Here is a 19561-nt window from a genome sequence, read left to right as displayed (position 1 = left end):
TTAAGGAACCTTTACTTCATGTTCGGGAAGATTGCGGTGTGCCTTTCTTCCCTTGAGTAGCCACAGCTCTGGTGTATCCTGCACACCGTCTATACGGATACTAAATGTTCTCGATGGTAAATTACGTACACGGAGCAATAGACGGTTTCCGTCTGCTGCTGCCTCCACAAGCTCTAGCAGTGTTAGTGAATCATTCGCTAGCTTGCGATTCAAAGCGCGAGTTGAATCTGCGCTGTCCTCCCGGCTCCAAATACGCAGCTCATCTAAAGACGGCGTAGCAATTCGCTTACTGAAAGAAATAACCACCTCATCTTCGGCGGAACGTTCCGCCCTAAGAGGTACTGGAGGCTCATCGTACATGTAGCCTCCCAGATGGTACTCATACGCAGTCCAGGCGTTGTAGTCGCCCTCCAGGGCGGTAGCCCCGAATTGCCGCGTCCACTCGCGGTCCCGAACCATCCGCGCGAGCGAGCCGATATCCGCCTGCACTCCGAGGGGCAAGCCCGGATAAGCGGCGCGTATGGACTGCGCGATGCGAGCATAGCCGCGAATATACTGTGGCGGCAGGCGGCGGCGCATCCAGTCTGGCCAATGGGTCTGGAGTACGTGCATATCCGGGGCTACGCTCCCGATCATGGCTACCGCGTCCAGACCCTGCCATTCCCGCAGCTGACCGGGAATATCGCCACGCCCGCTCACAGCGAGCGACCATGTCGCCACGCAGATGTCCGGCCGGACATCACGCACACCGCCTGCGCCGTTCACCAGCTCACGGATGAGCCCATTCACGGCGTCCACGCGCAGATCGACCCACTGCGCGTACAGCTTCGGGACCTTCCGGTAGTAGTTCCGCGCATGCTTATCACGAAAATTCGGAATGTCCTCACCGTAGCGCGCGCGGAAGGCACGCTGCGCATGCGGCCCAATATCCCCGTACACTCCACTGCGCAGCCCGTTCCATTCGGGGAAATAAGGCTCCGCCACCTCAAAGCCGTCAAACGGAATATCGGTGACGAGCCGGGCAGCGGCTTTCTTTTTCCATTCCACATATTCCTGGGCAAAATGCGAAAGCCGCTGAAAACCATCATTGGGCTCGCGTAGAAGCTCCATGCGCCATTCCTTCCACGCTGGCGGCAGCTGGGACACACCAAAAGAACCGTTGCCCAGCACCATCGCCCATACCGCGATGCCTCTACGCTGGAAAGCAGCAACAAGCGCTCCGTCCACTTCATTTTCACGCACGACAAAATAATGCACGGTCTGGTAGCCTGCAAGGGCGATCTCATCCGCTATGCTATCCCGCGACCGATTGGCATAATAGGGAAACAACGGATCAATTTGAATGCTGGAACCGCTCATGACCCATGGTTTCATTTTTCCAATTTGTGCTATAGCGTCTGACGATTCGGGTCGCTCATCTCTCTTATTGTCCAATTCGATCCACCTCCGTCACTCGCGTCTTCTCCGATACTTGCTCAGAATCTATATATTTGGGCTATAAGTTTCTACTGGTTCGCCTATGTTACCATATTTCTCAAATGGGGTGAAATACAGCGGCTACTGTTTCACCATCAACGTTCAGAGGTATTGGAATAACGAGTCAGGTTTAGCTTATGAACGGAATGGGAGGAATAGTCAATGGCAGAGCAGAGATTGCAAGGAAAGATAGCAGTGGTCAGCGGCGGCGGTTCAGGAATCGGTAAAGCAACCGCCATTCGTTTTGCAGAACAAGGCGCCAAGGTGGTCATGCTGGATCGGACACCTGAGCATGCAGAGGAGACCAAAGCAATCATTGAGCAGGCAGGCGGTGAAGCACTTGTGCTGGAATGTGATATTGCCAAGCCAGACATGATTCAGCAAGGGTTCGCTAAAGTCGTGGAAACATACGGAAAGCTGGATATCGTGTTCGCCAACGCAGGCATTAATGGTACCATGGCCCCTATTGAGACCATGGAGCTGGAGGAATGGGACCGCACGATAAATATTAATCTACGCGGCACCTTCGCCACCGTTAAATATGCTGTTCCATACTTGAAAGAACACGGCGGCAGCATTATCATCACCAGTTCCATCAACGGTAACCGAACCTTTTCGGGTATTGGGTTCTCAGCTTACGCCTCTACCAAGGCGGCTCAGGTTGCTTTTATGAAAATGGCAGCGCTGGAGCTGGCACGTTACAAAATACGGGTCAACGCGATATGCCCAGGAGCTATCGACACGAAAATTGATGATAACACGTACCCTACCGAAGACTTGAAGAAGGTACAAATTCCAGTCGAATTTCCGAAGGGCGGAGAGCATCCGCTGGAGGATGCTCCCGGTGAACCAGAGCAGGTCGCCAATCTGGTCCTGTTTCTCGCCTCAGATGAATCATCTCATGTATCGGGTACAGAGATCTATGTAGACGGAGCAGAATCGCTGCTGCGTTAAGCATAAAGGGGATCGTTGTCCCCGTATAAGCTACTGCTCAGACATTCTTAGCAGCCTTATCCCAAGTCATTACTAGTGGAAAGGGCTGCTTTTGCATGGCTTTACAACTATTTTATAACGCCCTGTCAGCATTATGCACAGCTCCTTTGCGAAGGCGGACATACAATCTGCCTCCTGGCAGCACCTCAAACAACAGCATCAGAAGAGAAAAGAATAGCAGTGCAATGACCTCTTCTGCCAAAATATAAACAGGGTATGGCCCCAAAACATCCAATATCGATGGTGTCGACGGCTTTCCGGTCAGAAACATGTAGTTGGCACCAAACGCACGGTCTACAATCCACACCATCAACGCCAAGCCATTGAGGAATAGCATAACTCCCCCTACACTCTTCCATGTCGGTCGGAGTGCTGCGATCCAGGTCATATATAGGGCAGCCAAAATAATAGCACTATGAGCTACGAAAAAATGGATAAAACGATAGTGCGGAAAGGCATAAGCCAAATTAGGCGTAAGTACTGCTTGGAGCGCTCCTCCAATTCCGGCAAACAGGACGACCGGATATAACCAACGGCTGCGGAACATAAGCATCAGGATGGACAACAGCAGTGTCACACTGCACAATTCCAAGGGCAATGATGTCTGGACATCCCAAATATGCTGTGCCACATACCATATATTCAAAGTCACCTCTGAAAGAATGAGGACCGTAATTAATAACCAGCGAATTCCCTCACTTACAGGCTTATTTGACCGAACCCATCCCCGCGTTAGCCACAGCAGCAAAGCACATACAATGAGCCCCAGTATAGCCAAAGCATGTGACGGAGTAAAGGCTTCGAACCCTTCCGGCGCATACGCATCGAACCAAGACCCTGACCATAGCCAGTCCATAGAAAGCCCCCTTCGATTTCTTTCTCTCTTTGCATCTTCTATTTTATACCAAATAGTCGAATATGTTCTAGCCGTCTTTCTTGCTTGTTCAATACCCTAACCTTTATGATAAAAGATATTATATTCAAAGGAGAACACTCATGCCGATTAATCGCCGATTAATTACAGATCAGGATTTCAGCGAGGCACTGGAACGTCATCTTCGTGTCCGGGTATTTCAAGATGACCAATTGATTGGCTCAGGCGGGACGATAATCCGTTTTGACGATCAGACCATCGTTGTGCAGTCTAGCGTCAGTGACCTGGCTTACCATCCCAGAAAACAATGTGAATTTTTTGAAATTAAAAAATAGCCACCACACACCGGAGAACCACTTTGCTTCGTTTTCCGGTGTGTAGCAGCTACGTTTTTATGGGTATGCATCATGCCTCACATGACGTTTTTAGTTATAGTTGATTCCACGTGTTTTCATCATGAGTTTATTCGTAAGCACTTTCAAGTCCTCGGAAGAGGATGAAATTTCCTGCATAATAGCCGTCTCCTCATGAGCAGCCGTATAAATTTTGTGAGCACCTTCAGAGAACGCCCCTGACATTTGCTGGATACGATGAATCTGCTCAAAGGTTTGATCCACCCGATTCGTCTGCTCTGTTACGGCTTCTTCCATGGTGCGAATGCTTTCGACAAATTCACGTACAATAGCGTTCAAACGGTTCAGCGTCTGGTCGACAGAGCTTGTCCGTTCCGCCTCAGCACTGACTAAAGACGTTTGCTGATGCATCAACTCCACAGTCTCTACGATTTGTGACTGTACACGGCTAACGATAGCATTAATTTGCTGTACAGACTCCGTACTTTGGGCGGCCAGTGCGCGAATTTGGTGCGCCACTACAGCAAAGCCGTTCCCTTCTTCTCCCGCACGTGCCGCTTCTATAGAAGCATTCAGCGCCAACAGATGGGTCTGTTCGGCAATATCCTTCACCGTGCTTGTAATCGCTTCAATTTGTGAAGCTTCTTTTTCCAGTCGTGCAATCACCTGCTGTGAACGACTATGTGAAGCTGTCAGCTCACCCATGCCATCCATCAGGGATGAAAATACAGTCTGCGTTGAATCCACCGAATGCTCCATATGGCCTGACAGTTCAAGCATATGTCCCGATTTGCTACGCATCATTTTAAAATCGCCCAGCATTCGATCCGCTGTTTTAATAGATTGGGCAGATGCTTGCTTTTGCTGCTCCACGCCATCCAAAATATCTTCTACTACCGTAGACATGGACTCGATTTGCGCCGTAGCCTGTACAATAGCCAAGCTCAGATTTTCTGCACTTTGCGAAGTTGTTCTGGTGCTATACGAGATCTCATTGAACATATCTTTAATGTTCAACATCAGATGCCGAAATGCATCGTACAACACTTTGATTTCATCATCTGAACGACGCTCTGGAATTACGACAGACAGGTTGCCCGCCGAAGCTTCCTCTGCCGCCTTGGCCAATCTAACAATCGGCCGTGTAAGTAATTTTGAGATCAACCAGCCCAAAATGCCACTCCACAGGACACCCAATAACAAAATAATCGAGGTGTATACCCATTCCTGTGTACCATGAGCAAGCCAGTCCTTGAGTACAAAAATAAAAAAAGCGCTTGTTCCATAGGTTATTGCTGAAATCAAGACAAATGCAGTAACCATTTTCGTACCTAGTGACATCTTCATGTACTGTAGCCCACCCCAAAAAACTCAAATTTGATTCCATTTTACCATAAAATTGCTACATTTCTAGTAGTATTTTTCACAGACACCTATATTTATAAGCATAAAGATGCAGAGTCTTAAGTCCCCTGACCTAACTACAAAAACAACATGCTATTCAGGCAGCAAATTACGTCAAAAAAGCGGACGAATCGCGCTGCCGCTTAATTTGCAGGACATTCGCCACATCTGAAGCGATCTATTGCTTCGCCATGCCATTTTCCATCATTGAGAATAACTGTCATCCTTCTGTTCAACAATCACCTTTTTAACCGCTTCAATTGTGTCTATTTGGTGACTGTTTTTTTCCAGTACAGTAAACTCCCATAATCCGCTGGTCAGCTTGTCTCCTTGTTGGATATCAAAACGTTCGGAAAGCATCCAACCGCCAATCGTATATACGTCCCCGGCCTCAATATCTGTCTCCAAGCGCCGATTGACCTCATGGATAAGCGCCTGTGATTTGAGTATGTAACGATGATCATCTGTTTTTGTAATGAGTGGTGTTAGCGCTGCGGGGGTTTCGGTATCCGTATAGGAAGGAATGTCTCCAACAATTTCCTCCATAATGTCCTCTAGGGTGACAAGCCCAGACGTTCCACCATATTCATCCACCAGCACCGCTACTGGGATACGTCGTTTTTGCATCTGAATCAGCAAATCCCGAGCCTGAACCGTCTCAATCACCTGAAGCACCGGATGAATGTAAGAAGCCATCGTTGTATTTCCTGTGCTATGCCCACGGGCCAAGTCATGCAGAGCTTCCTTCACACGAATCATCCCGATAATACGATCCCGGTCTCCATGTTCAGCTACAGGTAGAAAATTATAAACTTTGTCCTCGATCAGCTCCATAAACTCGGCTACCGTTGCCTGGTGGGAAATGGAACGAATGTGGATCCGCGGTACCATAATTTCTTGCGCTGCACGGTCGTCAAAATCAAATACATTGTTCAGGTATCGATATTCTGTCGGTGTAATTTCACCACTACGAAACCCTTCAGATAACGCCAGTCGAAGCTCGGCTTCACTGAGTGCTGCATCTTCTTCGGATACTTTTTTTAGCCCAAAAAGCCCCGTAATGACACGTGAAGAACGACTGAGCACCCAATTCAGAGGATACGTTATTTTATAGAAAACCGTAATCGGACGGGCAAAAAACAATGCCATCGGTTCGGCAATTTGTATGGCGAAGGTTTTGGGTACCAGTTCCCCAACGACCACCTCGAAATAGGTCAAAATCAGAAAAGCCAGCAAAAAGGAGAGCACTCCCGTTAGTCCAGCTGGAATATGCGCCAACACAAACAGGGGATGTAGCAGCTTCTCAACTGTAGATTCCCCTAACCAACCTAGCGCCATTGAAGTTAATGTGGTTCCAAGCTGACAAGCGGATAAATACTCGTCGAGCCGAGACAGAATATTTTTAACGGCTTTCGCATTTTTGTTGCCCTCTGAGGCCAATTGGTTGATACGAGATACCCGTACACGAATAATGGAATACTCTGAGGCCACAAAAAAAGCTGTTAAGGTGATAAGTAAAATAACTAGAATGATATTTATCGTTTCCATAGCCCTCTCTTGCTCCGTTGATGCCGAAGCAAGAAGCACCCCCTTTGACATTCATTTTTGGTTGGAACCATAACATAAGTAATGATGTCCATAATCGTGTATTACCCAAAAATGACAAGGAATAGACTATGTATGACTTTGTTAACGAATCGCCAGCGGACTCTTTTGCACGATATCTATCCATTGATCAGCTATTAACTGGTGCCCGACCGCTGTCGGATGAACCCCGTCATGCAGCCAATAGGAAGCGTCCGCCTTGGTAGCGGCCTCGTTCAACATGCTCTGGAGCGGCACAAATACGGCCCCATATTTGTCGGCAAGTTGACGTACAATACGCTGGTAGCCCGTTATTTTTTCTTGCCAAATGTCCCAGCGCGCCTCGGTAGCTCCTGTTTTCAAAATAAACGGCTCACACAGCACCAGCCCGGTATCAGGCATCACTTCACGCGTCTCCTCCAGCAGGTGGCAATAGGCTCGTTCAAATCGGTCCGTCACCCCGGATGGCTCCTGCTCCACGATCCGCCAGGCATCGTTCACTCCGATTAGAATACTGAGCAGGTTCGGCTGTAGGCTAAACGTGTCTTCATTCCAACGAGCATACAAATCCGAAACCCGATCCCCCGAAACACCCCGGTTTACAAATTCCGGTTGTGTAGCAGTCAGTCGACTCCCGAGTGTCCCAGCGATCAGATACACATAGCTCTGACCCAGCCAATGGTTCGCGTCCTCATTCCGTCCCCTTCCTCCGTCTGTAATGGAATCTCCTTGAAAAAGAATACGTGTGTGTCCTGTACTCGGCATTTTTCCACTGTCCCCCTTCACAATTTCCAATAATACCCTTATCATACCTCGTATTCTCCGAATTGGAAAGCGGTTTCAGAATTTGAGAGAGTTATAGCCATTATGCAGGTGGATGGTGCTTCCCACCGCTATTGCTTGTGCAGCACCATTCCACCTACTCCGTTTTGATGTTAATTTCTCGATTTCAGACCGCGCGGTACTTACACACCTCGCGAAAATTACAGCCGCCGCAGACCCTGCGTGAAGGCATCGGTGTAAAGAAAGACTCGGGCTTGGGTCGATTATAGTAATCATCATCGAGGCAGGACTTCATTTCCTCGATGTAACGTCCTACATTGCCAACTACCTTGTCGATATCCTCTACTGTGGGGCGATATACTTCATGCTCTCCTGTCATCAAATACTCTACCCGTACCTCAATCTTCTCCAAAGGAAGCTGATAATGCTCCTGCACATAGGAAGCATACAAAAATAACTGGTCGGAGAAGTCGCCTTCCTTACCTGTTTTCCAATCTACAATAACCATGTCTCCGTTGTCTCTACGATAGAGCAAATCCATTTTGACATATACTTTTGTCTCATGTAGGAGCATCGTATCCCATTTTTCCACCTCAACGATTCGGGCTTGGCCCTGTTGCAGCTCACGCCAAACCGCGGTACGGTACAAATTGTGTACCACCGCGTGCTGCCGCTCCTTAATCCGGGTAATCCGTTCCGGAAGCACTTCATCATCATAATAAATCTCTGCAAGCATGACCCGATTTTTGGGATCTTGCAGCCATAGCTCACGGTGCAACGATTCCTTGTAGCTGTCATTCAACATGTTCTTCATAGCGGTCTCCAGAAATGCTGTGCGCGGGACAGCCCCTTTTTCCATCCACCCACGTATGACCGATTCACACATTTGGTGCGTAATATTCCCGAATAAAATATATAAGTTGCTCAGTTGCTTAAGTCGATACAACGTAACTTGTTCTTCAGTGCCCTGTGCCGAATTCCAGCCATTATGCGAGCCGTAATAATGATAATAGTATTTGCGTAAGCATTCGTCGAACGTTTGGGCCCTTGATTGTGAATAGGACCAGGACGGATATATTGCCATGACAGGCCCTCCTTCATTAGAACTTCCATCTCTCTATTATAACGCATGCCTAAGCTGTATCGGCCATAAAAAGAACAAAGACTTTAACCCATAGGTTAAAGTCTTCGATTGATTAGTTAGTACACTAGCTACGAGTCCGTTCAGCATTGATCAATTCACTTACATTAACAGCACCATCCTCACGGACGTTGACAACGAGCACCGGAGTTCCCAGCATTCCGCTAATCCACTCCTTGTAATCCTCCACATGATCATTGGGAAGAATCGTCAAGATCACACCAGCAAAGCCACCACCATGTACCCTGCATGCGCTATCACCAATTGATTTTAAATACATTTCCGTTAAAGCCAGTGCAACCGATACGTCTTGTTCCCGATCAATCCCACTCCTATATACGTTCTGTAGCCATTTCCAGGAAGAGTTACCAGATTCGGTGACGAGCTTTAAAAAATCAGAAAAGCGTCCTTCCTCCAGCGATTTCACTTGCTCATCTACACGCTTGTTTTCTTCAAAAAAATGCAAAGCACGGAGCACTGCCCGATCCCCCGCTTTTTCCCTAACCATTTTGAGATTGGCGTACAGATTCTCGGGCATTAAGTCACGGCAAACAGAAGCGCCTAAAGACTGAGCCACAGCACGCATTTCGTTCGGCACCGCTGCGTAGTCATCCGTTAAATCAGCATGATTTCCACCTGTATTTACAATAACCAGGGAGTACCCGTTTTGTTCAAAATTCCAATGGACTGGATTAATGATCGGTTCCTTGGGATTTTCAAAATCAATGGAAATCAAGCCGCCATAGGCGCAAGCCATCTGATCGAGCAGCCCCGAAGGCTTGTTCCAGTAGACATTCTCCGCATACTGACCAATTTTGGATTTAGCAACAGTATCTAATGCTCCCTCGTTATAAAAATGATTTAATATTGTGCATATCAACATTTCAAACGAAGCGGAAGAGCTTAATCCTGAAGCAGAGAATACATTACTCGATATATAAGCCTGAAAACCTCCGATGCGATACCCGAATTCAAGTAAACCAGCTGCAATGCCACGGATCAGCAGCATCGTACCGTCATCCTCCGGTTTTGGTGCCAAGTCGTTTAAATCAATGACGTATTTCGTTTGGTAGCCCTCAGAAAAGAAGGTAATAACAGGTTCTTCCACTCTAGCTGCTACAGCGATCGTATCAAGTGTAATACTGCCTGCCAGCACCTTCCCGTGGTTGTGGTCTGTATGATTCCCTCCAATTTCGCATCGCCCTGGAGCACTAAATAATTCAATATCCCCTACACCAAAATGCTCCTGATACGCCTGTATAAGTGATTGATATCTAGAGGTTTGCTCGGAAACTTGTTGTTGACCGTACATTCGAGCAAGCACCATCTGTCCCTCGCTGGAATTCAATAGCTCCATATCTTTCATCGTATATCCCCCTACTTGTATGTGTTTTCCACTCAGAATGATGCTTTAATTATCTCAATTTTTCCTGTGTAAAAGTATGGCACAATTTTAATCTGTAAGCGCTTATTTTAATCGCTTTTATGAGCATTTTACCAATATAACTAAAAAAGAACCAGCCCCTAATCCGGACTGGTTCCTGTATTTATACCTGATTCATTCCATGCAATAACCGTTAAGAAGAAGAAAGTGTACTTTGAGTTCTTTTTAATCGCGTTTCAGTACATATTCTCCAGCATTGTTACGAGTTACAGTAGCGCCAAGTGCCTCTGCAACAGATTTGAAAGGAACATACAATGTGCCATATTCATCCGTATATGGAGCTTGTGGCAACGTCAATGTGCTCCCTTCCAGTACAGCCTGCTTAGAGCCACTTTTCAGCTTAATCGTTTTACCAGTAATATCATCAATTACAGTTGTTTGTTTGGCAGCTGCATCCCATTTTAGTTCTGAGCTCAATTCACCTGTCAGTTCACGCAGTGGGATGAAGGCCGTACCTCCACGATTCTCCAAAACGTAGTAATCGTCTTTAGGATCGAAAGTGGTTTCTACTTTTGTAATTTCCAAATCATTTTTTAAAATATTGTAGATCGGAGAATTTGCTTCAAAATTGCGCAGCGTCGCTCCCGGAGTTAATTCAGCTTGTGTATTCAAGTCAATAACGCCGTTAGAAAGATCTACTTTATCGGCCGTTACACTACCATTGACGTTCCAGGCTTGAGTCTCGGTCAGAATGGTAAAGGACTTCACCGGAAGATCGTCCACATCTGGCAACGCGACTGTCAAGTCTGTCAGCGCTTTGCGAACATTTCCTTTTTCATCAAAATACATGTCGTTTTTCAGCACCGTGTTGGCACTCAGGACTGTTTTGATTTCAGGTGCCTGTGCATACATAGTGCTGACTCCTACATCATACTGTGCCACAGCCAGGTCCAAATACTTTTTAACCTCAGTGTAAGCCTCGTTGACCAGCTTTTCTTTGTTTTCATTTAGTTCTGTTGTTACTTTATCACTACCCTCAATAGCTACGCCGGAAGCGATGGTTTTAGTCACATCAATAGCTTGGCCGATCAATTCTTTTAAGCCAGCTTCATCCTTGGCCAGATTTGTCAGGAACGGTTTTACCAATGCAACCAGTTCATCACCGCGCAGTTCTGTATGGAGACGGGTCAGTTTCACCTTGTCTTTTTCACCGTATACTTCCTCGGTTACAGATGTGGCAGAAATGGTCGAAGGGTTAGGAGCATGCTTGAGCATAAGTGCAGCGGCTGTTTTGGTCAGATCTCTCACGTCTTTGGAATATGCATAAGGATCAAACCCAGCAGGCAGACCGCTCAAACGCTCTTGCGAGTTCAGAGATATGTAATAAGGTTTTTTGGCACCTTCCAGGTGAATAGCCATACCTTGGCGATCCAAAGCAAGCTCAAATGGCAAATTATACTTATCAATGTGTAAAGTACCCTTAGCGGAAGCAACTTCCTCCGATTGTACCTTAGCTTCATCTACAGTCACCGAAATCGAATTAATCAAATCTACGATTTGTTGATCTCCTTGCGTGATTCCTTCTTTTGGAGTTAATTTAAGAGAAATTTTCTCCGTTGTCTGCTGGGATTTCACATCAAGTGTTCCCAACAAATTCTTACTTACATCAAATCCGCCTACTGCCTGGCAACCTGTCAAAGCTACCATTAACAGAATAAGAGGGACGGCAATCCATTTTTTTATATTCATATTAATCCCCTTTCAAGATATTTCCGTTATCTCTTCTATTATCTCAGTGTTAACACGCATTGTAAATGAGTAGAATAGAAAATAGAACTAGTTATTTAGGATCAATTTTCAGCCTGAAGCATCCGGTAAGCCAGGAGTGCCATCTCCAGACAACGACGTTTGTCAGGGTCTGCCAAATTCCCCTCTACGATTTCATTAATTTTATCCAGCCGATTATAAAGAGTCTGCCTATGAATATACAAAACTCCGGCGGTATCACGCTTGGAGCCATGACATTGAAAGTAGGCATCCAGCGTATCCAGAAGCTGCATATGATGCTCACGATCATGCGCAATCAGCTCGCCCAAATGGTCCTGTACAAATTCTTGTAAAAAAGGAATGCGAGGCACTGCTTTCAACAATTGATAGATTCCGATGCTGTCGTAAAATAGCCGATCCTTCATGACCGGGACGCTTCGCGCGACTTCAATGACCTGATATGCCTCTTCAAAACTGCGGTCCGTCCCGGTCATGCGGTGCCTTACCTTACCAAAGCCTGCATGAATGCGCACTTTATCAAGCTGTCCTGCGGCATAGTTCTGAATATATTGGACCGTATGAGCCAGCACTTTTTTCATCTGCGCTTCGGAACGCAGCGTTAATTCCTCCTTGGCACAAAGGATGTAGCATTGACTTCCTTTCATCATCAACAGATTGTGCAACGCTTCTTTTTTCAACAGAGAACGAAGCAGCACTAATACATCCTGATTGATGGATTCCTTGCGCACCTGACTCGCGTCCTTGTCCTGATGCTCTACCTCGATGACTCCTGCCCAAAATAAATACCGACCCTTCGTTAACAATCGCAGTCCCATCCGGGTCTGGGCCTGTTCTTCATTGGGAAGCTGGCCGTTCAATACATCCTGAATCAGTTCATTTTGATTACGTAGCAATCGGTCTTCAAGAAACTGTGTTCTCAGTACTAATGTAGCGGCCGCCTTGGCTGTGTAATCAATGAGCAGCGACATTTCTTCCGTCGGCATTTCATTATGCAGTACCACACCTACAGCGGAAAACACCTGACCGAAGCATACAACAGGCTGAAACAAGACGGCAGTGGATTCATTTAGGTGAAACAGCAGGTGCCCTTCACGATCGGCAGTCATACTGGATTCCACTTCATTGGCATAAAAATCCGCAATATGGTCTGCCACATCCGGCTGGACGGAAGGCACGAATCGATTGGTATCAATGGAGGACATGTAGATGACCTGCCGGGCAGCGTAGTCATGAAGCACACGCAAGAGGGCGTTCATATCGGTGCTGCGTAGGGTTTCCTGCTGAAGCTGACGTGAAAATCGCTCCAGATCTTTTAATAGTTCATGATGTCGGTTAATAAGTAGGGAGTGAATATCTTGTGTAATTTCAACAAAACGCACCGGCTGTTCAAATACGATGACCGGGAAGTGATGCCGTTCCGCCAGCTCCAGTATTTCAGAGGGGATCTCATGGATGCTTGTGCCCAGCTCCACACATAATCCCGCGGCTTCCGAGCGGATCAGCTGCTCCATATACTCGGCGCGCTCTTCCCCCTTCCGGAATAACCACAGGCCGGTCGTCAAAATCAGGTCATGACGGCTCACAAAGGGGGATACATTGGTGATTTCTAGCACATGAACCCAACCCACACGGCGATCTACGCCATGTTCCCCCGCTGCCAGCTTCGCCCGCCGGAAAACAGGACGTTCCAGCACATCCGCAATGGTAAATGTTTTTTTACCTTTCATGGGCATTCTCCCTATGTGTATGTCTTTATGTCATTTTATATGACATATATTCATCAAAAAGTCGAGCCTTTAAGTCAGATAATCCGACAAAATGTATGATGCGAAGGAGTCGCACCCCTTGTAAACTGTACCTAATCTAACATGAATTGCATTTATGGGCTTGAGTCCATGTAACTAATCAGCAGACTGCTTACAAATGTTAGTACAATTTTCTAAGCTCGTTTGGTCGCATCCAACAGTAAACCATAGCAGGGGGAGCTGCCCTAAAAACACGTTCAACAAACATTGATTCTGCAGCATAGCTGCCCTAGAAAACATGATCAACAAACATTGATTCTGCAGCGTAGCTGCCCTAGAAAACATGATCAACAAACATTGATTCTGCAGCGTAGCTGCCCTAAAAACAATTATTTGCCGTTGGATAACAATTATTTTTAGGAGAGGTGAAACGAATGAGAATTGGGATTCCAAAAGAGATTAAAAACAATGAAAATCGTGTCGCTCTGACACCTGCGGGTGCTGCTCAAATGATTCAACACGGACATCAAGTGTTTGTAGAAAGCCATGCAGGGGTTGAAAGTGGCTATACAGACGGAGATTATGCCACTGCGGGTGCGATCCTTGTTCAGCAAGCGGCAGATGTGTGGTCCCAGGCGGATATGATTATCAAAGTAAAAGAGCCTCTCCCCTCTGAATACGGGTATTTTCGACCAGGTTTGATTTTGTTCACCTATCTGCATCTGGCTGCCGAGCCCGCACTGGCCCGGGCTTTAACAGACAACGGCGTGGCCGCCATTTCCTATGAAACGCTAAATGTGGAAGGAAGCCTACCGTTGCTTACCCCCATGAGCGAGGTTGCAGGCCGAATGGCTGTACAAATCGGAGCACAGCTGTTGGAAAAACCAAAAGGCGGTAAAGGCATCCTACTGGCAGGTGTGCCAGGGGTCAAACGCGGTAAAGTAACTATTATTGGTGGTGGGGTGGTCGGCACCAATGCTGCCAAGGTCGCTATCGGTCTCGGCGCAGATGTTACATTGATCGATCTAAGCCTGCAAAGATTGCGCCAACTGGACGATATTTTTGGCAATCAGCTCCATACGCTGGTGTCCACCCCGTCCAACATTGCGGAAGCCGTGGCGCAAAGTGATTTGCTGATCGGTGCTGTCCTGATCACTGGTGCCAAAGCCCCGCGGCTCGTAACAGAGGCCATGGTGCAGACAATGCAACCCGGTTCAGTGATCGTCGATGTCGCCATTGACCAAGGTGGCATTGTTGAGACGATTGACCACATCACGACACATGATCAGCCAACCTATGTAAAGCATGGCGTCATTCACTATGCAGTAGCGAACATGCCTGGCGCAGTACCACAAACCTCCACGCTCGCTCTGACGAACGCGACGCTCCCCTTTGCTCTCCAACTTGCGGATCTCGGTGTGCAAGAGGCACTTCGCAGAAGCAAGCCGCTGCTTAGCGGTACCAATGTCCTGAACGGACATATCACCTACGAAGCAGTCGCCCGTGATCTGGGGTATCCTTATGTTCCTGTGGAACAGGCATGGCAGACCAAAACCCTACAATAGAAAAGAAGCAGCACAAAGAACCATACACTTTTCCCAGTAAGGATTAAAGTGTATGGTTCTTTGTATGCTGCATCTACCAAACATAGCCGCATTTTAGACGGCTTCTGACGAAAGGAACGTTTGGAGACGGCGATAAATATCCGTGATTTCTTCCAGCGACATGCGCACCAGTCCACTAGACGAAGGTGCCACAAATTCATGCATTTCGGGGATTAGCGGTTCAGGCTGAAATCCCCAATCCGCTTTGGATTTTTTACTATATTCGGTGTACACGCCTTTGCCGACAAAGCAAGCGACCTTCGGGCGGTATTCCATTAGCTTCGCATGCAGCTTCAGACGTCCTTCGGCGTATTCCTCACGGGTAATGTCCTCCACTCCTCTGGTAGGACGGGAGACAATGTTGGTAAAACCGAAACCCAGCTTTAGCAGCTCCCGATCTTCCGATGGATCGTATAAGCGAGGGGTCAAGCCAGCCCCCTCCAGTATGCGCCAAAAGCGGTTGCGCGGATTAGCGTAATGATGTCCTACCTCGCCGGATTTCAGACTGGGATTAAAGCCGATAAATACAACGGATAATCCATAGTCGAGATGATCATCTACCTCGTGTAGTTCTGTCTCTGGTTCTGTCATCGGGCCCCTCCTTCCTCAAACCATTTCCAGCGGCTGCTTCCTCGTTGGCGGAGGAAAAGCCTCGTCTATTTGTTGAAGTTGTTCAGGGGTGAGCCGAATGCTTGCTGCCGCTGCATTTTCTCGTACATGCGATTCTTGTACCGCCTTGGGAATTGCCCACACATCACCGTCCCGTATAACCCATGCGAGTGCGATTTGCGATGGAGTTACTCCGTGGCTGGCAGCAATGTCTACCATAATGGGATGCTCCAGTAGTCCTCGTCGCAGGCGTCCACCTTGGGCAATCGGGCAATAGGCCATTACAGGCACCCCATGCGTACGGCTCCAAGGAAGCAGATCATATTCGATACCTCGCGAAGCCGCGTGATACAGCACTTGGTTGACAGCACAGGCTTTGCCATTACTCAGGCTCCAAAGCTCCTCCATATCGGATTTGTCGAGATTGGACACGCCCCAGTTGCGGATTTTGCCTTGCTCACGCAGTTTTTCCATACCTTGTATTGTCTCTTCTAGTGGAATATTCCCGCGCCAATGCAGCAGATACATGTCCACGTGTTCGGTTCCCATTCGGGTTAGGCTTGCTTCGCAGGCTTGAGCCAATCCTTGACGGTCCGCATGATGAGGGTAGGCTTTGCTGACAAGATACACATCGTCCCGGCGGCCTCGAATGGCCTCCCCGACGATCTCTTCTGCGCCGCCCTCCGCATACATTTCAGCCGTGTCTACTAGCGTCATCCCCAGCTCGAAGCCAAGTTGAAGCGCACGCACCTCCTCCTGCCGAAGGGAGGCTTTTTCGCCCATATACCACGTGCCCTGCCCAATGAGTGGTACTTCACGACCGTCCGTCCATGTAATCGCACTTCTCTTATGTTGACTCAACTACATTCCCTCCTTAGGAGCCTGGTGTCACAGGCTTGTCAAATACATGACTCTGCGTCCAGTGCTGACCACCATCCGAGGTGATATATAGGATCGGGGCCTGCTCTGAATCCGAGAAAATAGCCCAGCCTTCCTTGGCATTGGCCATCCCGATTTGCTGACCGCCATAACCATCAAAGCCTTGTTTGCCATTGTTCCACGTCTTGCCTCCGTCATTGGTCCAACCAATCGTATTAGGCTTGTCACACGGTGCACAGTACCCACCCATCAAAGCGGTACTGCTGTTAACCGCATAGAGCATGCCTGGTGCCGTCCCTTCATTTTTGGTAACCTGATTGTCTTGCTGGCTAACACCTGGTGCAGGACCGCCGCCGGCAGTAGAATTCGCCAGTACAGTACGCCAGCTTTGTCCGCTATCAGCCGTATGCCAAAGCGAATACGACGTCTGATTCATCCCTGTATCTCCAACCAGCTCAATCCATGCGTTGCCCCGTTCTACCGATCGAATAGTTACTCCGTTCAGAGGCCCCTCGGTTGTCCGCGACATGACAGGAGTCCAATTTTGGCCCCCGTTAACGGTGTGCAAAATCTGGATCGAGCGATCTGTTTTCTGGGTTACTGCCCAGCCGTTTTGCCGATCATGATAATATGGCTGTCCTACCATGTGGCTAGGCACAGGGAGCGAAGACCAGCGTTGTCCACCATCCTTGGTATATTGGTTGCCACTAAATCCTTCCTTGGATGATACAAAGTGTAAAAAGCCCGCTTGTCCTTGCTCAGGTACAGTTCCGACAGCTTCCCAAAGCTTGCCGCCATCGTGAGTTGCCAGCAGTGAACCACTATCTTCCATAACAGCCCAGGCCTGCTCTCCATTCAAGGCAAAAATCTGTTGAACCGTACCTTTGCCTTGATACTGCACATTCCAAGCTGAACCGACTGAACCGGATGGAGCCGCGTCTGTTCGGGCAATCCATCCATTACCGCCGATCCAGCCGGATTGACCGTCGATTAATCGCAGCGCGGTAATATTGTCCATGCGGACGTTCGCTATACTAGCATCTGTCTTCGTTTGCCCTCCTGTCTCCACTGCTTTGTCAGTGCTGGACGGGGATGTGCTGCTTTTGCCGTCAGAAGCAGTCTGCTGTTCCGGTGTATCTACAGTGGCTCCCGAATCATTGACTTGTGTCGATGCAGAATCTTTTGGTTTATTCTGAGCCGTTTGTCCTGTTTGTGATCCTGTTTCACAACCTGCTGCTACTATGGCTACGGCGAGTAAAAGCACCCAAACCGATGTTTTTTTCTTCATTTTTGTTCATCCCCTTAAGTTGTTGATATACTTGCTGCGCGGGTATTGTATTCACAGCAAAGCATATTCTATGTATTACCCTGCTGTATTGGTTTCACTCTTGCGGTGAATATACGATACTGACTGTATTCGAATTGTTATAGGATTACGAGTTTACAGGAACAAAGCCGCCTTTTTCAATGGCATGAGTTCCTGCTTCGCTTTGCAGCCATTCGAGTAATCGTTGCATCGAAGTACGTGGCTTCTCACCTTCGCGTGTAACTACAAACAGTTGGGCTGTGAATGGATATTGTTTCGAACGAATGTGTTCTTTGTCGGGCTCCACTCCATTAATAGATAAAAATTTGACCTCTTGACGATTATGCATCACATTTGCGAAATAATAAAATGAATAACCGAGCGCGTTGTGATCCTTGTCAAAATCAGCAATTGCATTAATCATCTCACCCATTATACCAATTCGGAGTTCCCGAGGCGGTTCAGCCATGTCCTGACCTTTCATCACTTTCTTCTGCATATATGTTTGGCTTCCTGAGTTTTCCTCCCGCTGATAAGCAACGATCGGCTGATTCTTGCCCCCTACTTCACGCCAGTTACGAATAGATCCTTCATATATGCTGCGCACCTGCTCCGAAGAAAGTCCGTTAACCGGATTGCCTTTATGAACGAGAAAAATAAACGCATCCCACCCGATAGGTGTAAGCTTCATTTGAATTCCCCGACTTTTCGCCAGGCGCAATTCCTCATCGGATGGGCCCGCCACCAGTATCAGATCCGCCTTCTTTTCAATCAGATTGACATAAGCCTGATGTGTTGTGTTGAATCTCAGTTCGTGAGCCGCACGAACCTTGTTCATTCCGGTCAATTCATGCAGCATATCCTGTGCGAATGGAATGGCCGCTGTAGCGCCATCTACTACCGGAAAATCCCTCTCCGCAATGTACGGACGCTGAGGAAGCATGAGCGTAATCGTCAGCACAATGATGAGCGCAGCAGATATTGCAGCTACAACCCATTGCCATCTATGGTCCACCTTTCCGTGCTGGTCGGTCACCGCTGGATAGCGATCTACCCCAACACCGACTACCATGCCAGCTATGGGCAGCAGTGCGGTCAGCAGAAACCAGATTCCACCGAGCTGTGTATATGACCCCAATACTTCCAGTATAGGTTCCGCCCAAGCGTGATAGAGTGCAAAAAGCTCCCACGCTCCTCCAGATACTTCGGCAAGTTGGCCGCCAGATCCTCGTAGTCCTATAATCCACAACCACAGCCCGCATAATAAGGATGCTAGCCCAGTCAGCATCAGCAGAAGCTTATGCATATTGGACATATGCGCACTCAAAGCACCATAAACTGCAAAAATGAGACCGACCAGCCATACATATAGCAGCAATATTACAACCACGGTTATATCCGTCACACCTTCATGCCTCAGCAAATACTGCACTTGAGGTGCTACAACCATACTCCAAATAATATTAAACATGACTGAAAACAATCCAAACATAAACGTACCGACCAGCCATGGCCAAAACCATGCTATCCGCACAGAATTGCCCTCTTTCGGCTTGCTTATAACTTCCTTTGGTTCAGACATGTACATCCCCCTATATCTTATAAATGAAATGAGTCTGTAAGCTATTGCTTCTTCAT

Annotated in this window: 16 protein-coding genes; 3 read left to right on the top strand and 13 right to left on the bottom strand. The window is 47.8% G+C overall.

Annotation, left to right across the window (positions count from 1 at the left end; all coding sequences use genetic code 11):
- On the bottom strand, nucleotides 1–1434 hold the full coding sequence (locus HFE01_RS00490) for an N-acyl-D-glucosamine 2-epimerase (RefSeq protein WP_167438311.1): 1434 nt from the start codon (nucleotides 1432–1434) through the stop codon (nucleotides 1–3).
- Nucleotides 1435–1638: 204 nt separating this feature from the next.
- Here HFE01_RS00490 and HFE01_RS00485 point away from each other — a divergent pair, with 204 nt between their 5' ends.
- On the top strand, nucleotides 1639–2430 hold the full coding sequence (locus HFE01_RS00485; protein WP_016821378.1) for an SDR family oxidoreductase: 792 nt from the start codon (nucleotides 1639–1641) through the stop codon (nucleotides 2428–2430).
- Nucleotides 2431–2542: 112 nt separating this feature from the next.
- Here the strand turns inward: HFE01_RS00485 and HFE01_RS00480 are convergent, their stop codons facing one another.
- The gene (locus HFE01_RS00480) at nucleotides 2543–3325 is read right to left on the bottom strand and encodes a YwaF family protein (RefSeq protein WP_167438312.1); all 783 of its coding nucleotides are present in this window, start codon (nucleotides 3323–3325) and stop codon (nucleotides 2543–2545) included.
- Nucleotides 3326–3465: 140 nt separating this feature from the next.
- Here HFE01_RS00480 and HFE01_RS00475 point away from each other — a divergent pair, with 140 nt between their 5' ends.
- Nucleotides 3466–3678 (top strand): hypothetical protein, encoded by a 213-nt coding sequence (locus tag HFE01_RS00475; protein ID WP_016821380.1) that lies wholly within the window; start codon nucleotides 3466–3468, stop codon nucleotides 3676–3678.
- 90 nt (nucleotides 3679–3768) lie between these two features.
- Here HFE01_RS00475 and HFE01_RS00470 read toward each other — a convergent pair whose 3' ends face one another.
- The 7 genes from HFE01_RS00470 to HFE01_RS00440 all read right to left on the bottom strand — a co-directional run bounded on the left by HFE01_RS00470 (nucleotide 3769) and on the right by HFE01_RS00440 (nucleotide 13507).
- Entirely contained in the window at nucleotides 3769–5043 is a 1275-nt protein-coding gene (locus HFE01_RS00470; RefSeq protein ID WP_016821381.1) for a methyl-accepting chemotaxis protein, read from the bottom strand.
- 261 nt (nucleotides 5044–5304) lie between these two features.
- Nucleotides 5305–6648, bottom strand: a complete 1344-nt coding sequence (locus tag HFE01_RS00465) for a hemolysin family protein (protein WP_103042251.1) — start codon at nucleotides 6646–6648, stop codon at nucleotides 5305–5307.
- A 141-nt stretch (nucleotides 6649–6789) separates the two neighbouring features.
- The gene (locus tag HFE01_RS00460) at nucleotides 6790–7494 is read right to left on the bottom strand and encodes an SGNH/GDSL hydrolase family protein (protein WP_017426366.1); all 705 of its coding nucleotides are present in this window, start codon (nucleotides 7492–7494) and stop codon (nucleotides 6790–6792) included.
- 139 nt (nucleotides 7495–7633) lie between these two features.
- Entirely contained in the window at nucleotides 7634–8551 is a 918-nt protein-coding gene (locus HFE01_RS00455) for a PD-(D/E)XK nuclease family protein (RefSeq protein WP_167438313.1), read from the bottom strand.
- 124 nt (nucleotides 8552–8675) lie between these two features.
- Nucleotides 8676–9974, bottom strand: a complete 1299-nt coding sequence (locus HFE01_RS00450; RefSeq protein ID WP_167438314.1) for a galactokinase — start codon at nucleotides 9972–9974, stop codon at nucleotides 8676–8678.
- A gap of 243 nt (nucleotides 9975–10217) precedes the next feature.
- Entirely contained in the window at nucleotides 10218–11741 is a 1524-nt protein-coding gene (locus HFE01_RS00445; protein WP_102998646.1) for a copper amine oxidase N-terminal domain-containing protein, read from the bottom strand.
- 101 nt (nucleotides 11742–11842) lie between these two features.
- Nucleotides 11843–13507 (bottom strand): PucR family transcriptional regulator, encoded by a 1665-nt coding sequence (locus HFE01_RS00440; RefSeq protein ID WP_167438315.1) that lies wholly within the window; start codon nucleotides 13505–13507, stop codon nucleotides 11843–11845.
- 452 nt (nucleotides 13508–13959) lie between these two features.
- On the opposite strand from HFE01_RS00440, the gene ald reads away from it, so the two are divergent.
- The gene (gene ald / locus HFE01_RS00435; protein WP_107734092.1) at nucleotides 13960–15090 is read left to right on the top strand and encodes an alanine dehydrogenase; all 1131 of its coding nucleotides are present in this window, start codon (nucleotides 13960–13962) and stop codon (nucleotides 15088–15090) included.
- Nucleotides 15091–15183: 93 nt separating this feature from the next.
- On the opposite strand, the gene HFE01_RS00430 is transcribed toward ald, so the two are convergent.
- The 4 genes from HFE01_RS00430 to HFE01_RS00415 all read right to left on the bottom strand — a co-directional run bounded on the left by HFE01_RS00430 (nucleotide 15184) and on the right by HFE01_RS00415 (nucleotide 19505).
- Nucleotides 15184–15720, bottom strand: coding sequence for a mismatch-specific DNA-glycosylase (locus HFE01_RS00430; protein WP_016821389.1), 537 nt, complete (start codon nucleotides 15718–15720; stop codon nucleotides 15184–15186).
- A 15-nt stretch (nucleotides 15721–15735) separates the two neighbouring features.
- Nucleotides 15736–16599, bottom strand: a complete 864-nt coding sequence (locus tag HFE01_RS00425; protein ID WP_107734093.1) for an aldo/keto reductase — start codon at nucleotides 16597–16599, stop codon at nucleotides 15736–15738.
- A gap of 13 nt (nucleotides 16600–16612) precedes the next feature.
- Complete coding sequence (locus HFE01_RS00420; protein ID WP_107734094.1) at nucleotides 16613–17905, bottom strand: WD40/YVTN/BNR-like repeat-containing protein; 1293 nt, start codon at nucleotides 17903–17905, stop codon at nucleotides 16613–16615.
- Between the two features lie 145 nt (nucleotides 17906–18050).
- Entirely contained in the window at nucleotides 18051–19505 is a 1455-nt protein-coding gene (locus tag HFE01_RS00415) for a PstS family phosphate ABC transporter substrate-binding protein (protein WP_107734095.1), read from the bottom strand.
- Nucleotides 19506–19561: the final 56 nt, after the last annotated feature.

The sequence above is a fragment of the Paenibacillus sp. EKM10P genome (assembly GCF_011800655.1).
GTDB classification, from domain to species: domain Bacteria; phylum Bacillota; class Bacilli; order Paenibacillales; family Paenibacillaceae; genus Paenibacillus; species Paenibacillus polymyxa.
This window is presented reverse-complemented; position numbering and strand designations above follow the sequence as displayed.